General features: G+C 59.8%; 14 protein-coding genes and 1 other RNA gene. 9 read left to right on the top strand and 6 right to left on the bottom strand.

Features of this window, described 5'->3' with window-relative positions; genetic code table 11:
- Nucleotides 1-38: 38 nt before the first annotated feature.
- Nucleotides 39-1,802: a DNA polymerase III subunit gamma/tau gene (locus OLX72_RS05015; RefSeq protein ID WP_433989951.1), complete on the bottom strand. Its 1,764-nt coding sequence runs from the start codon at nucleotides 1,800-1,802 to the stop codon at nucleotides 39-41.
- Between the two features lie 143 nt (nucleotides 1,803-1,945).
- Between OLX72_RS05015 and ypfJ the strand changes: the two genes are divergently transcribed.
- Nucleotides 1,946-2,779 (top strand): KPN_02809 family neutral zinc metallopeptidase, encoded by an 834-nt coding sequence (gene ypfJ / locus OLX72_RS05010; RefSeq protein WP_433989950.1) that lies wholly within the window; start codon nucleotides 1,946-1,948, stop codon nucleotides 2,777-2,779.
- 55 nt (nucleotides 2,780-2,834) lie between these two features.
- On the opposite strand, the gene ffs is transcribed toward ypfJ, so the two are convergent.
- Together ffs and OLX72_RS05000 are read right to left on the bottom strand one after the other, a co-directional pair.
- Nucleotides 2,835-2,932: signal recognition particle sRNA small type (gene ffs / locus OLX72_RS05005), an RNA gene on the bottom strand.
- A 54-nt stretch (nucleotides 2,933-2,986) separates the two neighbouring features.
- Nucleotides 2,987-4,852 carry a bifunctional 2',3'-cyclic-nucleotide 2'-phosphodiesterase/3'-nucleotidase gene (locus OLX72_RS05000; protein ID WP_433989949.1) on the bottom strand — a complete coding sequence of 622 codons (1,866 nt, stop codon included), beginning with the start codon at nucleotides 4,850-4,852 and terminating at the stop codon, nucleotides 2,987-2,989.
- A 187-nt stretch (nucleotides 4,853-5,039) separates the two neighbouring features.
- Between OLX72_RS05000 and nudC the strand changes: the two genes are divergently transcribed.
- Nucleotides 5,040-6,008: an NAD(+) diphosphatase gene (nudC, locus tag OLX72_RS04995; RefSeq protein WP_114868660.1), complete on the top strand. Its 969-nt coding sequence runs from the start codon at nucleotides 5,040-5,042 to the stop codon at nucleotides 6,006-6,008.
- A gap of 78 nt (nucleotides 6,009-6,086) precedes the next feature.
- A complete protein-coding gene (locus OLX72_RS04990; RefSeq protein WP_114868661.1) occupies nucleotides 6,087-6,563 on the top strand; it encodes an SRPBCC family protein in 477 nt (158 codons plus the stop codon).
- Here OLX72_RS04990 and OLX72_RS04985 read toward each other — a convergent pair whose 3' ends face one another.
- A complete protein-coding gene (locus tag OLX72_RS04985; RefSeq protein WP_114868662.1) occupies nucleotides 6,564-7,397 on the bottom strand; it encodes a prephenate dehydratase in 834 nt (277 codons plus the stop codon).
- Nucleotides 7,398-7,527: 130 nt separating this feature from the next.
- Between OLX72_RS04985 and OLX72_RS04980 the strand changes: the two genes are divergently transcribed.
- From OLX72_RS04980 to OLX72_RS04960, 5 genes are all read left to right on the top strand, one after another.
- Complete coding sequence (locus tag OLX72_RS04980; protein ID WP_114872041.1) at nucleotides 7,528-8,034, top strand: c-type cytochrome; 507 nt, start codon at nucleotides 7,528-7,530, stop codon at nucleotides 8,032-8,034.
- Nucleotides 8,035-8,228: 194 nt separating this feature from the next.
- Nucleotides 8,229-10,160 carry an extracellular solute-binding protein gene (locus OLX72_RS04975; RefSeq protein ID WP_433989948.1) on the top strand — a complete coding sequence of 644 codons (1,932 nt, stop codon included), beginning with the start codon at nucleotides 8,229-8,231 and terminating at the stop codon, nucleotides 10,158-10,160.
- Nucleotides 10,161-10,170: 10 nt separating this feature from the next.
- On the top strand, nucleotides 10,171-11,259 hold the full coding sequence (locus OLX72_RS04970; protein ID WP_114868664.1) for a microcin C ABC transporter permease YejB: 1,089 nt from the start codon (nucleotides 10,171-10,173) through the stop codon (nucleotides 11,257-11,259).
- Nucleotides 11,259-12,365 carry an ABC transporter permease gene (locus OLX72_RS04965; RefSeq protein ID WP_433989947.1) on the top strand — a complete coding sequence of 369 codons (1,107 nt, stop codon included), beginning with the start codon at nucleotides 11,259-11,261 and terminating at the stop codon, nucleotides 12,363-12,365. The genes OLX72_RS04970 and OLX72_RS04965 overlap by 1 nt, the downstream gene beginning before the upstream one ends.
- Nucleotides 12,362-13,942: an ABC transporter ATP-binding protein gene (locus tag OLX72_RS04960; RefSeq protein WP_114868666.1), complete on the top strand. Its 1,581-nt coding sequence runs from the start codon at nucleotides 12,362-12,364 to the stop codon at nucleotides 13,940-13,942. Before OLX72_RS04965 ends, OLX72_RS04960 begins: the two co-directional genes overlap by 4 nt.
- An 88-nt stretch (nucleotides 13,943-14,030) precedes the next feature.
- Here the strand turns inward: OLX72_RS04960 and hemN are convergent, their stop codons facing one another.
- Nucleotides 14,031-15,386, bottom strand: coding sequence for an oxygen-independent coproporphyrinogen III oxidase (gene hemN, locus OLX72_RS04955; protein ID WP_433989946.1), 1,356 nt, complete (start codon nucleotides 15,384-15,386; stop codon nucleotides 14,031-14,033).
- 62 nt (nucleotides 15,387-15,448) lie between these two features.
- Here hemN and fnrL point away from each other — a divergent pair, with 62 nt between their 5' ends.
- A complete protein-coding gene (gene fnrL, locus OLX72_RS04950; protein WP_114868668.1) occupies nucleotides 15,449-16,204 on the top strand; it encodes a transcriptional regulator FnrL in 756 nt (251 codons plus the stop codon).
- 44 nt (nucleotides 16,205-16,248) lie between these two features.
- On the opposite strand, the gene OLX72_RS04945 is transcribed toward fnrL, so the two are convergent.
- Nucleotides 16,249-17,088: a universal stress protein gene (locus tag OLX72_RS04945; RefSeq protein WP_114868669.1), complete on the bottom strand. Its 840-nt coding sequence runs from the start codon at nucleotides 17,086-17,088 to the stop codon at nucleotides 16,249-16,251.
- Nucleotides 17,089-17,271: the final 183 nt, after the last annotated feature.

Genomic DNA, 17,271 nt, shown 5'->3' with positions numbered 1-17,271 from the left:
AGGCCTGCCACAAGGGGGCGGGCACGTTGCCGCGCGCATCAGCCGTCTTCGAACGGGTCCCATTCGTCATCGACTTCGGGCAGGGCCTCGACCTCGACATTGGCGGCGATCTGGTCGGGGGTGCGGATATCGGTGATCCGCGCGTTTGGAAATTGCGCCAGAACCGCCTGCACCAGCGGGTGCGCTTCGGCCTGCGCCTTCAGCGCGTTTTCGGCCGCATCGCGCAGATGTGCGATGGTGGGCGCGCCCCCTGTGTTCACGACAGAGACGGCCCAGCGGTTGCCTGTCCACAATTGCAGGCGCTGGCCCAGACGCTGCGCCAGATCGGGCGGGGCAGCATCGGTGGGCACAAATTCGATCCGTCCCGGCGTGTAACGGGCCAGTTGCAGGGTTGTTTCGACTTCGACCAGAAGTTTCACATCGCGGTTGACGCGGATCAGTTCGATCACGTGTTCAAAGCTGGGAAAACGGGCCAGCGCCGTATCGCCCTGCGGCGCAAGGGCCGTTGCAGGGCCGTTGCCGCCCCCGGGTGGGGCATCGGTTGTGACGGCAATACGGGTCTGGCTTGAACCGGCCACCGGTGCGTTGCCGGCGGCAGGCGCGCCGCCGCCAGAGGGAGTCGGCGCGGTTGGAACAGGCATGTTTTGCAATTTGCGCACAAGGTCTTCGGGGCTGGGCAGTTCGGCCACATGGGTCAGGCGGATCACGGCCATTTCTGCGGCCATCATCGCGATGGGCGCGGCGGCTACCTCGTCCAGCGCCTTGAGCAGCATCTGCCACATCCGTGTCATCGCGCGCATGGGCAGGTCTTTGGCCATCTGCGTGCCGCGAAGCCGCTCATCCGGGTTGATCGTGGGATCTTCGGCGGCATCCGGGGTAATCTTGACCACCGATATCCAGTGGGTGATTTCAGCCAGATCGCGCAGCACCGCCATCGGGTCGGCGCCGTCAGCGTACTGGCTGCCCAGTTCTTCCAGTGCGGCGGCGGCATCGCCACGCATGATCATATCAAACAGGTCAAGTACCCGCCCGCGATCGGCCAGCCCCAGCATAGCACGGACCTGATCGGCGGTGGTTTCGCCCGCACCGTGCGATATCGCCTGATCCAGCAGCGACGTGGCATCGCGCGCCGATCCTTCGGCGGCGCGGGTGATCAGCGCAAGGGCGTCATCCGTGATATCGGCGCCTTCGCTTGCTGCAATCCTGCGCATCAGGGCGATCATGTCTTCGGGTTCGATCCGGCGCAGATCAAAGCGCTGGCAGCGTGACAGTACCGTAACCGGCACTTTACGGATTTCGGTAGTGGCAAAGATGAATTTGACGTGGGCGGGCGGTTCCTCCAGCGTTTTCAACAGTGCGTTGAATGCCGAGGTGGACAGCATGTGCACTTCGTCGATGATATAGATCTTATAACGGGCCGAGGCGGCGCGATAATGCACGCTGTCGATGATTTCGCGGATATCGCCGACACCGGTGCGGCTGGCGGCATCCATTTCCATCACGTCCACATGGCGGCCTTCCATGATGGCGACGCAATGTTCGCAAACGCCGCAAGGTTCGGTGGTGGGGCCGCCGGTGCCATCCGGCCCGATGCAGTTGATGCCTTTGGCGATGATCCGCGCAGTGGTGGTTTTACCGGTGCCGCGGATACCCGTCATGATAAAGGCTTGCGCGATCCTGTCCGCCTCGAACGCGTTTTTCAGCGTGCGGACCATGGCATCCTGCCCTACCAGATCAACAAAGGTTTCCGGCCGGTATTTGCGCGCCAGAACGCGATAGGCTGTCGGGGTGTCTTCGGTCATGGGCCTGCCATTGGGATTCGCATCAATGCGCTAGGGTAAAGCGGGGCGCGGGCCGCGTCCACCGGCGCTGAGCCGAATTATCCGTTCACTGGCGCGGCGGGTCGCGTTATGCTGGGGCAGTATGCGGCAGCGAGGGCAAGGCGATGCGATTGAGGGGTGTTAAATCCAGCCGGAATGTGGATGACCGGCGCAGGGCAGGCGGGGGCCGCCGTGCGGGCGGTGTGGGCCTGTTTGGTGTGCTGATCATTCTGGCGATCGGGTACTTTGCAGGCATTGATGTAACACCGTTGTTGAACCAGACGGCAGCGCCCGCGCAATCGCAGGCCACGACGGCCGAGCAGGATCAGGCGGCGGATTTCTCAACGCGGGTTCTGGCGACCACAGAAGAGGTGTGGGACGATATCTTCGCAAACCAGCTTGGCCGCGACTACACGCCGCCCGTGCTGGTGCTGTTTTCCGGCTTGACGCAAAGCCCCTGTGGCGGCGCATCAGGGGCGACCGGCCCGTTCTACTGCCCAGTGGATCAAAAGGCCTATCTTGATACCGATTTTTTCGTGACGCTGAACCGCCAGATGGGGGCGGGCGGCGATTTTGCGGCTGCCTATGTGATTGCCCACGAGGTGGCCCACCATGTTCAGAATCAGCTTGGTATTCTGGCCCCGGTCGATCAGCGGCGCAGGCAGGTGTCCAAGGTCGAGGCCAATGCGCTGACTGTCCGGCTTGAATTGCAGGCCGATTGTTTGGCAGGTGTGTGGGCGAACAATGTCGGCGAATTGCTGGAGCCGGGCGACATTGAAGAAGCACTGAACGCAGCAGTGCGGATCGGCGATGACCATCTGCAACGTCAGGCCGGACGGGTGCCCGCCCCGCACACGTTTACGCATGGTACATCGAAACAGCGCGCCGGCTGGTTTGCCCGAGGCTATCAAAGCGGCAACCTGTCGCAATGCGATACGTTCAGCGCTGCCAATCTGTAGGTTGGATTTTCCTGCTTCGTCGCCACAACGCGCGCACAACGGCGTGAGGCATGCAAGGTGAGAGGCTGACAACGACCCAAGCGGGGCTCGTTATGGCTGCTTCCTTCCGGATCTGACCAGGTTGGCGAGGCGCCTGCCCGCGCCAACCTCTCGACCGTGGATATAGGCATGCGGGCGCAGATTCGCAAGCGGCGGTAAAACGCACGCCTAAAGCGTCAGGTGCAATTTCAGGAACCCGCGATCGTTCACACCCATCGGCACGGGGTTGTAACCGGCAATGTCATCCAGATGCGCCATGGCACCGGGGCCGGTTTCAAACGAAACCTGTGCGCCGCCAAGGGGGCAAAGCTGCCACGGATCCGGCCACGGCGGGGCATACGGTGCGGGGGTGTTCAGGTCTTGCAGGATGCAATCGACCACGGTTGTGTCCGAGTCATAAACAACCGGTGCAGCCGCAAGCCCGGGGAAGTGTCCGCCACCACCTGCGCGATAGGTGTTTACGGCCACGACAAACGGTTGGTCTGCCGCGACCGCAGCGCCGTTCCAGCGCAGGTTGCGGATGCGCTGCGCAACAGGGTCGCGCAACCGGCCGTCAGGCGAAAACCGCGCAGGGCCGCGCAGATCGATTTCATAGCTTAGCCCATAGATCACATCGAAATTATACATCGGATAATCGCGGATCAGCAGCGGTTGAGGCGTGCGCAAGTCAGGGTCATGAGTGCAAAAATACAGCGCCGACATCTCGAGCCAGTCTGCCAGAATGGCGCCGCTGATCCTGATCGCGGACAGGCGGTTGGGAAACACGTAAAGATCGGCAACATGGCGTTGCAGCAACGGACCTTTGGGAATGTCGGTATAATTCAAAGGGCCAGCGCGCCCGCCCGTTTTGAACGGCGCCACCGCCGACAGCAGGGGCAGTCTGCCCGAATCCGTGCCATCAAGCGCCAAGCGCACGGTTCGCGCCTGCGCCCGCGCCACAAGGGCCAGTGCATCCGACGGGAACAGGGCTGCAAAATAGCTGTGCAGTTTTGCGTCGGTCTGTCTCACATGCGCGCGCATCTGAGTCAGCGCTCTGGCGTGATACGGGGCGAACAGGCGCGACAGGCGCACATCGTCCGCCACAACCGCGCGTGTCTGGCCCGATGCGGTTTGAAGCGCGATGGGACGCAATGCGCTGCTGTGCTGCGCCACGAACCAGCCGGTTTCTGTCTGTTGCAATGTCAGGTCCATCACCCCCAGCACCGCACCGCGCGCCCCCGGCATCAGCGCCGGGACGGTACCCAGCCTTGCGTTTTCCGGATCAACTTCGGGCCAGCCGGCATGATCGGGGCCCGGCAGATGCAGGTGCGTATGCCCTGCGATCAGCGCATCGATTTCGCCGGTTCGGGCAAGATCCAGCGCGGCGTTTTCCGGATTTGGCCCGTCGCGCGGATCAGCGATGCCGGTATGGGCCAGGGCAATCACCAGATCGGCCCCGCCGCGCCGGAGTGCCCGCGCCTTTTCAATGCCCGTGGCCACGATATCGCGAACCGTCACCTGACCCGCCAGAATTTGGCGGTTCCACTGCATGACCTGTGGCGGCAACAGCCCGATCAGGCCGATGCGGATGAAATGGGCCTGACCGTTCTGGTCGTTGATATTACGCAGCAGCAGGGCGTGATCGGGCCACGCCCGCCCGTGCAGGCGTTTGGCATTGCTGGACAGGACCGGAAACCGTGCCTGCGCCAGAACCCGATCCAGATAGTCCAGCCCGAAATCGAAATCATGGTTGCCCAGTGTCGCGGCGTCGTATCCCAGATCGTGCATTGCGGTGATCAGGGGGTGCGGCACCTGCGATTGTGCCAGCACATCGGCCATAGGCGTGCCTTCCAGAAGGTCGCCATTGTCCAGCAGAACAACGGTCACGCCCTGAGCCTCTGCCTCGGACCGGGCCTGCCGGATCAGCGTGGCCGTGCGCACCAACCCGACCGCATCATCGGCCCTGTCGTTATGGTAGTCATAGGCCATCAGATGCAGATGCAGATCAGTTGTTGCCAACACGCGCAGCCGGAGAACGGGGGAAGGGTTTAGCATGATGTGTCCGGGGCATCGACAAACGTTGAAATACAACTTTAGGTTTAGTTCTTTGGTGCCGTTGGGGAAAGCACATCGGTGCACAAAGCCGCGCAACTGTGTGAAAACAGATACAATCGCGCCGCCATTGCACACCGGTGCCGCGCATGCGATGCCCTAGGCAGATTGATCTGCGAGCAGGCACGGCATGAAACAGGCAGAAACAGTAACATTCGGTGGTTCGGGGCTTGATCGCGCGGGCGAATTGCGCACCAACGTGACCGAACTTGCGCTCGCCGCCGCCGATTCACTGGCGCGGGCGGTTCTCTACTGGCGCGGCAAACCGCTGCTGTGCGGAAAAGAGCGCAACGGACTGGCGCGCCTGGCACTGGATCATCCGGTTCTGGATCAGGCATCGGATGAACGGATATTTCTGGGCCGTGAAGACGGGCATGCGGTGTTTGCCTGCGTCCTGGATGGCTGGCAGCCCAAGGATGTCGACGAAGCCAAGATGGGCGCGTTTTTCGACCCGACAGAGCAGCACCATCCGCTGTTGCCGCCCGACCATGTGTTCGCCGAACTGCGCGGAGTGATGACCCGCCTTTCGCCGCGCGATGCCGAAATGGCCGCCACCGGCAAAGCGGTGTTTGCGTGGCATGAAATTCACCCGTTTTGCGCCAAGTGCGGGGCCGCGACCGACATGGCCAATGCCGGATGGCAGCGCGATTGCCCGGCCTGTGGTGCGCACCATTTTCCGCGCACGGATCCGGTTGTGATCATGCTGATCACCTGTGGCAACGCGGTGCTGATGGGGCGATCGCCGGGGTGGCCTGATGGCATGTATTCCCTGCTGGCCGGATTTGTCGAACCGGGTGAAACGCTTGAGGCCGCAGTGCGCCGCGAAGTCAAGGAAGAGGCAGGCATTGATGTGGGTGAAGTGACCTATCTGGCCAGTCAGCCGTGGCCGTTTCCCGCATCGCTTATGTTCGGGTGCGCCGGCGTTGCCACCAGCCGTGATATCTGCATTGATCCGCTTGAAATCGAGGATGCGCTGTGGGTGTCGCGCGAAGAGATGATGGACGCCTTTGCCGGCACACATCCCAAGCTGCATCCGGCGCGCAAGGGTTCGATCGCGCATTTTCTTTTGCGAAACTGGCTTGCGGATTCGCTGGATTGACGCGACAGTCGGGGTTAAGGGACAAAAGGGTGTGGGCGGTGCTGACTGACCGCAGTTTGATACACCACCGGGCGGGCTATGAAATTTTCGACCAGAGAAGATATCGACGCACCGATTGATCAGGTGTTCGAAATGCTATCGGATTTCGACGTTTATGAACGCAATGCGTTGCGTCGCGGGGCGGATGTGCGCCGTGTTGATGCGCTGACCGGCCCTGCGGTTGGCATGCAGTGGAAAGCGGCGTTTACGATGCGGGGTAAACCGCGCGATCTGGAAATCACGCTGGTCGAGTATAACCGGCCCGATTGCCTGTTGTTCCAGTCAAAATCGGCAGGCATCGAAGGCGCGTTGTCGATGGATCTGATGGCGCTGTCACGCGGGCGCACACGGCTGTCCGTGGCGCTGGAACTAAAGCCCAAGAACCTGTCGGCGCGGTTGCTGGTGCAATCGCTGAAATTGGCCAAGTCAAACCTGACACTGCGGTTCAAGCAGCGGGTGGCCGAATATGCCAAGGTCATCGAAGACCGTAACGCCGCGCCGGTTCGCCCGTTCTAGTCAGTGCCGTCCCGGGTCTGCCGGATAGACGCCCAGAATCTCAAGCATGTCGGTAAAGTAATCCAGTTCGTCCAGCGCCAGTTTGACGTTGGGATCATCGGGATGGCCTTCGATATCGGCGTAAAACTGGGTCGCGGTAAACGACCCGCCTACCATATAGCTTTCCAGTTTGGTCATGTTGACGCCGTTCGTCGCAAAGCCGCCCATCGCCTTGTAAAGGGCGGCGGGAATGTTGCGCACCTGAAAAACGAAACTGGTGATCATACCGTGTTTGCCGCGCCGCGATGTATCTGCCGTGCGCGACATGATCAGGAACCGGGTGGTGTTGTTGCCCTGATCCTCGATATGACGGGCCAGAACGTCCAGCCCGTAGATATCGCCTGCCAGTTCTGACGCCAGCGCACCCATTGTCGGATCGCTCGCCAAAGCCACCTGTTTCGCCGACCCGGCCGTATCCGCGCCGGTGACACGGTGGATACCGTGTTCTTCCAGAAATTTGCGGCACTGGCCCAGCAATACGGTATGGCTCATCGCGCTTTTGACGTCGGCCAGTTTAGTACCCGGCAAGGCCAGAAGGTTGATGTGCACCCGCACGAATGCCTCTTCGATGATGTGCAGCCCGGATTGCGGCAAAAGGGAATGAATGTCGGCCACCCGCCCGTAGGTCGAATTTTCGACCGGCAGCATCGCCAGTTCCGCCGCACCTGTGGATACGGCAGAAATCGCATCTTCGAATGTACGGCAGGGCAACGCTTCCATATCGGGGCGTGCGTTGCGGCATGCCTCGTGTGAATAGGCGCCGGGTTCTCCCTGAAATGCGATTTTATGGGTCATCCTGCCCTCTTTCCTGTGCAATCGCGCACCGGAAACTGACCGGTGGGCGTTTGGTCGCGGTAACTACACCTTGCCACAGCCAAGGGGAAGCAATAGATACGCGCAAAAGCAGTTTATGGAATGCGGATCAATGCTCGACACGATGACGTTCACTAAAATCGCCGGCGGCCTTTGTGCGGCTCTTCTGATCTTTCTTCTGGGCAAATGGGCGGCTGATATCCTTTACGGGGATCATGGCCACCATGAACAATCCTATGTGATTGAAACCGGCGATGATGAAGGCGGCGAAGCCGAAGAAGCCGGACCCAGCTTTGATGAGCTGATGGCGTCTGCCGATATCGAAAAAGGCGCTGGCGTATTCAGAAAGTGCAGCGCATGCCACAAGCTGGAGCAGGGCGCAAACGGTACTGGCCCCTACCTTTACGGTGTGGTTGGCCGTGAAAAAGCAGCTGCCGAAGGATTTGGCTATTCCGACGTGCTGGCCAGCATGGACGGTGCCTGGACCCCGGAAAATCTGGACGGGTTTCTTGAAAAGCCCAAAGATTACGCGCCCGGAACGACTATGGCATTTGCCGGTTTGAAAAAGCCTCAGGACCGGGCCGATCTGATCGCCTATCTTGACAGTCTGGACAACTGATCACCGGATCAGACAGAATTTGGGCCGCTTTTGCAGATGCAAGGGCGGCCTTTTTCATTGGCATGTGCCGCATCCGGTCAAATCCGCTTGTATCGCGCGCCTTGGGTCTTGAATATTGGCAATCGCGCCCTTTAGCTTAGATAGATGATAACGCAGGCAAGCTGCGACCACCCGACAGGACAAAGGATATCCCCATGACCCGATCCCGCGCTCGCGCCAAAGCCCTGCCCGATATTCGTGCAAGGGCGTTTCTGACGGCGGGGATTATGCTGGCGGTGTTGGTGATCTGGGGCAAACAGGTGGCCGCGCAAAGTGACGATATCATCATATCCCACGGCTATTCGTTTTACGGTGATCTAACCTATCCGGCGGATTACACGCATTTTGACTACGTGAACCCCGATGCGCCTAAAGGCGGCGAGATTTCCTTTGCCGCGCTGGGCACGTTTGATTCGATGAACCCCTATTCGCGCAAGGGCCGGCGTGGGCAGCTAAGCTGGATGATGTACGAAAGCCTTTTGGGCGACGGACCGTCAGGCGCGGCCGTACCTGCCGATACTTACGGTGAAGGATACGGGCTGCTGGCCGAACGGCTGGAATATCCGGCCAGCAAGGACTGGGTGATATTCTACATGCGCAAAGAGGCGCGGTTTTCCGATGGCACGCCTGTCACGGCGCATGACGTGTTGTTCAGCCACAACCTGCTGCTGGAACAGGGCCTGCCCTCATATGCGGCAGCGGTGAAAAAGCGTATTCCCAAGGCCGAAGTGCTGGATGACCACACGATCAAGTTCTATTTCACAGAAGACATTTCGCGCCGTAGCCTGATTGATCAGGTGGGCGGTGTGCCGGTCTGGTCGAAAAAATGGTTCGAAGACACCGGCGCGCGGCTGGATGAAAGCCGCATGGAAACATCGCCGGGGTCAGGCCCCTACATGATCGAAAGCGTCGATATCAACCGTCGCATCGTTTACAAACGCAACCCCGATTACTGGGGCAACGATCTGCCGTTCAATGTGGGCCGCAATAATTTTGATCGCATCCGCATCGAATATTTCGGCGATGACACATCCGCGTTCGAAGGTTTCAAGGCGGGGGAATACACATTCCGCACCGAGGGCGATTCCAAAAAATGGGCCACGTCCTACGATTTTCCGCGTGTCGCCAAAGGCGAGGTGGTCAAGAAAGAACTGCCTGACGGCACACCACCCACGCCGTCCGGTATCGTGTTCAATCTGGGGCGTGATGTGCTGAAGGACAAACGGGTGCGTCAGGCGATTGCTCTGGGATTCAACTTTGAATGGACCAACGAATCCCTGCAATACGGGCTGTTCAAACAGCGTGCGTCATTCACACAGGATACGCCATTGATGGCAACCGGTGTACCCGAAGGCGATGAACTGGCGTTTCTGCAATCGCTGGGCGATATCATTCCGTCCGAACTGCTGACGGAACCTGCTGTGATGCCGCATACGTCCAAGGCCGACCGTCTTGTCGACCGGCGCAATCTGCGCACTGCGATGAAGATGCTGGACGAGGCGGGATGGGCCGTGGGCAGTGACGGAAAGCGGCGCGATGCGTCGGGCCGCCCGCTGCGCGTGACCTTGCTGTTCAATACGGCTTCGGATGGCACGTTAAGTGGCGTGATCGAAAATTTCATGTCCAATCTGACGGCCATGGGGCTGGATGCGGTTCTGGAAAAGGTCGACCCTGCACAATACACGCTGCGCGAACGCGACCGCGATTATGATCTGGTGTTCGACAGCTACGCATCGTTTCTGGGCACCGGCACCGGATTGATGCAACGCTACGGGTCCGAAGATGCCGCCGTGTCGTTATTCAACCCCGCCGGTCTTGCCAGCCCGATGGTCGATGCGATCATACAGGCGTCTTTGCAGGCGCAAAGCAGCGAAGAGGAACAGGCGTCTTTGCGCGCACTGGACCGGGCGTTGCGCTATGAATTCTTCATGATCCCGGTGTGGTACAATGACAGCTATTGGGTGGCCTATTACGATCAGTACGAACATCCCGAACCACTGCCACCCTATGCGCTGGGCCAACTGGATTTCTGGTGGTTCAATGCCGACAAGGCCGCTGCCTTGAAGGCCGCCGGCGCGCTGCGGTAAGTACAGCCACATGGGCGCCTATATTCTTCGCAGGTTACTGCTGATCATTCCGACACTGTTCGGCATCATGCTGGTGAATTTCACGCTGACCCAGTTTGTGCCGGGCGGGCCTGTGGAACAGGCGATTGCGCGCGCGCAGGGCGAAGGCGATGTGTTCGGCGGGTTTACCGGGGGTGGCGCAGGCGATGCAGGCGCCACAGATTTTGCCGCCAGCGAAAAATACGTGGGGGCGCGGGGGCTGCCGCCCGAGTTCATTGAACAACTGGAAAAGGAATTCGGATTTGACAAGCCGCCGCTGGAGCGGTTCGGCAACATGCTGTGGAATTACCTGCGGCTGGATTTCGGGCAAAGCTATTTCAGATCAATCAGTGTGATTGATCTGGTCATCGAAAAGCTGCCCGTGTCGATCACCCTTGGCCTGTGGTCGACGATCATTGCCTATCTGGTGTCGATCCCGCTGGGCATCCGCAAGGCGGTGAAAGACGGCACACCTTTTGACACATGGACCAGCGGCGCGATCATCGTGGCCTATGCGATCCCCGGGTTTCTGTTTGCCATTCTGCTGCTGGTGCTGCTGGCAGGTGGGTCATACTGGCAGATATTTCCGCTGCGCGGCCTGACATCGGATAATTTTTCCGAACTGTCGACATGGGGCAAGGTTGTTGATTACGCATGGCACATCACGCTGCCGGTGCTGGCATCGACCATATCGGCCTTTGCCACGCTGACCCTGCTGACCAAGAACAGTTTTCTGGACGAGATCAAGAAACACTATGTCATGACCGCCCGCGCCAAGGGCCTGTCGGAACGGCAGGTTCTTTACGGGCATGTGTTCCGGAATGCGATGCTGATCGTGATCGCCGGGTTTCCGGCGGTGTTTATCGGTGTGTTCTTTGCCGGATCGCTGATCATTGAAACGATCTTTTCGCTCGACGGGCTTGGCCGGCTTGGGTTTGAGGCCGCGGTGGCGCGCGACTATCCGGTCATCTTCGGCACGTTGTTCATCTTTGGCCTGATTTCACTGGTCGTCGGAATCCTTTCGGACATCATGTATGTTCTGGTGGACCCGCGCATCGATTTCGAACGGCGCGAGGGATAATGGCTCTTTCTCCGCTGAACCAGCGCCGCTGGCGCAACTTCAAACGCAACCGGCGCGCCTTTTGGTCGCTGATGATCTTTTCGGTGCTGTTCGGCCTGTCGCTGTTTGCCGAATTTATCGCCAACGACAAACCGATCCTCGTGTCCTATCGCGGCGATTTCTACATGCCGGTGTTCAAATTCTATCCCGAAACCGAATTTGGCGGCGATTTCCAGACCGAGGCGATCTATCGCGATCCCGAAGTGGCCTGCCTGATCGAAACCGGCGGGCTGGAAATATGTCTGGATGATCCCGAAGCCACGATCGAGGACGCAGCAGACGGTGTTGTAGACGGGGAAGCGATCGAAAAAGGCTGGGCCATCTGGCCGCCCATTCCCTATTCCTACAAAACCGCCGTGGACCGGCCAGGCGCGGCCCCGTTGCCGCCCAACGCGGAAAACTGGCTGGGCACGGATGACACGAAACGCGACGTGCTGGCGCGGGTGATCCACGGGTTCCGCCTGTCGATCCTGTTTACCCTGATGGTCACGGCGGCCGCATCCCTGATCGGGATCGCGGCGGGCGCGGTGCAGGGATATTTCGGCGGTTGGCTGGATCTGGTGTTCCAGCGGATCATTGAAATCTGGTCATCAACCCCATCGCTTTATGTGATCATCATCATGTTCGCGGTGCTGGGGCGAAGTTTTTGGCTGCTGGTGTTCCTGCTGGTGCTGTTCAGCTGGACCAGTCTGGTGGGTGTGGTGCGCGCCGAATTCCTGCGGGCGCGCAATCTGGAGTATGTGCGCGCGGCCAAGGCGCTGGGCGTGGGCAACGTGACGATCATGTTCCGTCATATGCTGCCGAACGCGATGGTGGCCACGCTGACCATGCTGCCCTTTATCGTCACCGGCACCATCGCCACGCTGGCCAGCCTTGATTATCTGGGCTTCGGCTTGCCCGCTTCCTCGCCATCTTTGGGCGAACTGACATTGCAGGCCAAACAGAACCTGCAGGCCCCGTGGCTGGCCTTTACCGCCTTTACGGTCTTTGCGGTGATGCTGTCATTGCTGGTGTTCATATTTGAAGGCATCCGCGATGCCTTTGATCCGCGAAAGACATTTACATGACGGCCTTGCTGGATGTGCAGAACCTGACCGTTTCGTTCCGTCAGGACGGGGCAGAAACCAAAGCGGTGCGCGGTGTCAGCTTTGCGCTGGAGCGGGGCGAAACCGTGGCCCTTGTGGGCGAAAGCGGGTCGGGTAAATCAGTTACGGCACTCAGTACTGTATCCCTGCTGGGCGACAGTGCGCGTGTCGGCGGATCGGTTACCTATGACGGGCAGCAGATGATCGGTGCAGACGAGGCGCTGTTGCGCAAGGTGCGCGGCAACGACATCAGTTTCATCTTTCAGGAACCCATGACATCGCTGAACCCGCTGCACACGCTGGAACGGCAGTTGACGGAATCGCTTGCCCTGCATCAGGGCTTAAGCGGGCAGGCGGCGCGTGACCGGATTGTCGAGTTGCTGACCAAGGTTGGTATACGCGACCCTGAAAGCCGCCTGGGTGCCTACCCGCACCAGTTGTCTGGCGGGCAACGCCAGCGCGTGATGATCGCGATGGCGCTGGCCAACAAACCCGATGTTCTGATAGCGGATGAACCGACCACAGCGCTGGACGTGACCATTCAGGCACAGATTCTGGACCTGCTGAAAGAGCTGAAAGACAGCGAAGGCATGGGCCTTTTGTTCATCACCCACGATCTGGGCATCGTGCGGCGCATTGCAGACCGCGTCTGCGTGATGAAAGACGGTGAAATCGTCGAAACAGGCCCGACGGCGCAGATTTTCGAGAACCCCCAACACCCCTACACGATCAAACTGTTGGGGGCCCATGCTGTGGGCCAGCCCGGCCCGGTGCCCGAGGATGCCCCCGAAATCGCCCGGACCGAGCATCTGAAAGTGTGGTTTCCGATCCACCGCGGCCTGTTGAAACGCACGGTAGGTCATATCAAGGCGGTGAACGATGCCAGCATTTCCGTGCGCGCGGGCGAAACTGTTGGCATTGTCGGCGAAAGCGGGTCGGGAAAGACCACGCTGGCGCTTGGCCTGATGCGGCTGATCGCCTCTGAGGGTGGCATCACGTTCATGGATCAGGACGTGCGCCAGTGGTCGACGCGCGAATTGCGCCGTTTGCGCAAGGACATGCAGATCGTGTTTCAGGATCCGTTCGGATCGCTGAGCCCGCGCATGACCTGCGCGCAGATCATCTCCGAAGGGCTGGCCATTCACAAGGTCGATCCGGCGCGGGCCCCGCGCGAACTGGTGGCCGAGGTGATGGTGGAAACCGGCCTTGATCCGGCATCAATGGACCGGTACCCGCACGAGTTTTCCGGCGGGCAGCGCCAGCGCATCGCCATCGCACGCGCCATGGTGCTGCGCCCGAAACTGCTGGTTCTGGACGAGCCGACATCGGCGCTGGATATGACGGTACAGGTGCAGATTGTCGATCTGTTGCGCAATCTTCAGGCCAAATACGGGCTGGCCTATCTGTTCATCAGCCATGACCTGAACGTGGTGCGCGCGATGTCACACAAGGTGATGGTGATGAAACAGGGCGACGTCGTGGAATACGGCGATGCCGAAGCGTTGTTTGAACACCCGCAGACCGATTATACCAAGGCATTGATGAACGCCGCGCGATAAGCGCGAGAAAAACGGTGGCACTGCATGGTGCCAGCGCCGTGTTTTTGAGTATTTCCGGACAAATGAAGCCGAAGCCCGTGTGCCGCGATCAGATGGCCGAACTGTGCCCTGCCTTGCTGAGATCATAGGCATCCAGACTGCGTGCCATCATCCGCGTCAGCGCGCGCGCTTTCGGTGGCACAAACAGGCCGGTTTCATCGACGTTGACCATATCGGGAAACTGCGTGGCAATACCGTCCAGCATCTGCATCACCTGGGTCTGGGCAACACCGAACCGGTTGGTGATATCGGCCAGATCAACGCGGAAATCGCACATCAATGCCTCGATCATGCGCGCGCGCAATCTGTCGTCTTCGCTGAACACATGGCCGCGTGCGGTGGAAAACCGCCCGTCTCGAATCGCGCCGGTATGGGCCGAGGTCGCGGGCGCGTTCTGGGCATACCCTTGCGGAAATTTCGAGATCGAGGATGCGCCGACGCCGATCAGAACGTCTGAGGTGTCATCGGTGTAGCCCTGAAAGTTGCGCCGCAAGGTGCCGGCCTTTTTCGCAAAGCTGAGCCCGTCTGATTGTGTGGCGAAGTGATCAATGCCGATTTCTTCGTAATTGTCCCACAGGAACAGGCGGCGTGCGGTTTCGAACAGGTCGAGCCGTTCGGCGGGGGTGGGCAGGGCCTCGGATGGGATCATCGACTGGCGGCGCGCCATCCACGGCACATGAGCATAGCCATAAAGTGCGACCCGGTCGGGATTGAGCGACAGAAGTTTCTGAACCGAAGTTGTCATGCGTTCCTGGCTCTGGTGCGGCAGGCCGAACAGGATATCCGCGTTCAGGCTGGCCACGCCGCGTTCGCGGATCATGATCGCGGCATCGCGGGTCACGTCATAGCCCTGAATGCGCCCGATCGTCTGCTGGATTTCCTCGTCGAAATCCTGCACCCCGATCGAGGCGCGGTTCATGCCCGACGCGGCCAACACATCAAGCCGCGCTTCGTCGATTTCGTTGGGATCGATTTCAACCGAGAATTCGGCACTTTCCCCCAGCGGGGCGACATCGAAAATCGTACCGGCCAGATCCTGCATCATGGAAGGCGACAGCAAGGTGGGTGTGCCCCCGCCCCAGTGCAGACGGTTCAGCGTTACACCCTGCGGCAATTCACGTTTCAGCAGGGCAAGTTCCGATTTCAGCGTGTCCAGATAGGCCATCACCGGTCTGTCGCTTTGTGTGCCCTGGGTGCGGCAGGCGCAAAACCAGCAAAGACGGCGGCAAAACGGCACGTGGATGTATAGCGATACGGAGGCCCCGGGCGAAATGGCGCGGATCCAGCTGCTGAAATGATCAGCCCCCACTTCGGTGCTGAAATGGGGTGCTGTCGGATAGCTGGTATAGCGTGGCACTTTCGCGTCAAAAAGACCCAGCTTGGCCAATTGTGTTTTTGTTTCCATGCAAATACCTTAGAAGATACAAATCCGGTACTTCTTTGACCTAAATCAAGCGCGAACAGAATATGCCCCAGCTGAAGACAACGCAGTTGAATGAATTGCCGCAGGAATGCAGCGGCTGCCCGATCCGGCATCGGGCTGTCTGCGCGCGGTGCGAATCCGACGAACTGGAACGTCTGGAAGGCATGAAATATTACCGGTCATACGAGGCCGGACAAACCATTATCTGGGCCGGCGACCGTATGGAATTCGTTGCGTCGGTTGTCAGCGGCATCGCGACGCTGACCCAGACCATGGAAGACGGCCGCACCCAGATGGTGGGCCTGTTGCTGCCGTCTGATTTTGTCGGGCGTCCGGGGCGTGAGGGATCCGCCTATAATGTGATTGCGACAACCGATCTGGTGATGTGCTGTTTCCGCAAGAAACCGTTCGAGGACATGATCCAGACCACGCCGCATATCGCACATCGTTTGCTGGAAATGACGCTGGATGAACTGGATGCAGCCCGCGAATGGATGCTGGTGCTGGGGCGCAAGACCGCGCGCGAAAAGATCGCCAGCCTGCTGAGCATCATTGCCCGCCGCGACGCCACACTGAAACTGGTCGGGACCGATGGTCCTTTGGTGTTCGACCTGCCGCTGACCCGCGAGGCGATGGCCGATTATCTGGGTCTGACGCTGGAAACGGTCAGCCGCCAGATGTCGGCACTGAAAAAAGAAGGCGTGATCCTTCTGGAAGGCAAGCGCCATGTCACCGTGCCGGATATGTCGCGTCTGATGGACGAGGCCGGGGATGACAGCGATGGCGGTATGCTGGCCTGATCGATGGAACGGCGCGCACCATAACGGATACGCGCCGTGAACCGTCAATGGGCCATGAATACCGGCACCTTGGCCTGTTCCAGCATATAGCGGGTGGCACCACCAAGGATCGCTTCTCGCAGGCGGGAATGGCCATAAGCGCCCATCACCACCATATCGGCGTCCACATCGGTGACATGCCGGTTCAGAATGTCCGATACCCGCGGCATGGTCTTGCTCAGCACGTCAATCTCACAATGAACGCCATGACGCGACAGCATCTGTGACAGCGGGCCGCCGGGATCGGACCGGTCCTGCCCGTGGGCGGGGGGATCGATCACCACGATATGGACGGCATCCGCCGCCTTGAGCAATGGCAGGGCCGCGCGGATGGCCACAAGGGCTTCGGCGCTTTGGTTCCAGCCGACCACGATGCGTTTGGGCGTTGTGAACGGCGCTTTGTCCATCGGTACAACAAGAACCGGGGCGCGACCTTCGAACAACGCAGCCTCGACCACGGCTTCAACCTCGGGGCCCTGATCGTTGCCATAGGGCTGTGGCAGGATCACCAGATCGGAAAACCGTGCGGGCAATGCCACATGGCGGCCCAGATCGGCCAACGCGGCCACAGCCGTATCGCTGGCCCAGCGCACATCGGCCTGTTTCAGCTTTTTGCGGGCCAGCGCATCCAGTTCTTCTGCTTCGTTCTGGGCGCGGGTAATGGTTTCCTGCAGGATCATCGCATTGGCGCCGGCATAATAATACCCGACCTGGCTGCGATCCACGCCCAGCGACACGACATCGATATGGGCGTCTTCTGTACCGGCAAGCGCAATGGCCTGATCCAGCGGTTCGTTCAAAAGCTGCGTATCCGTCAGTACGGTCAAAAGCGATTTGTAGCTCATGGACCTCTCCTTTGTTGGCTTTATGATTCGACCCTAGTGCGCCCGCGCGTGTGCTACCTTGACTCGGATCAATACGAATGCGGCACAGTGTTGATGCAGATCAAGGCACCAGCGCGGCGTTCGGCCCAAAACACCCCCAGTCTAAATCCGTTTTTCGCGACGACGAATCGCGAACGACATGAC

This window comes from Sulfitobacter sp. TBRI5 (assembly GCF_051013555.1).
Lineage (GTDB): Bacteria > Pseudomonadota > Alphaproteobacteria > Rhodobacterales > Rhodobacteraceae > JL08.
This window is presented reverse-complemented; position numbering and strand designations above follow the sequence as displayed.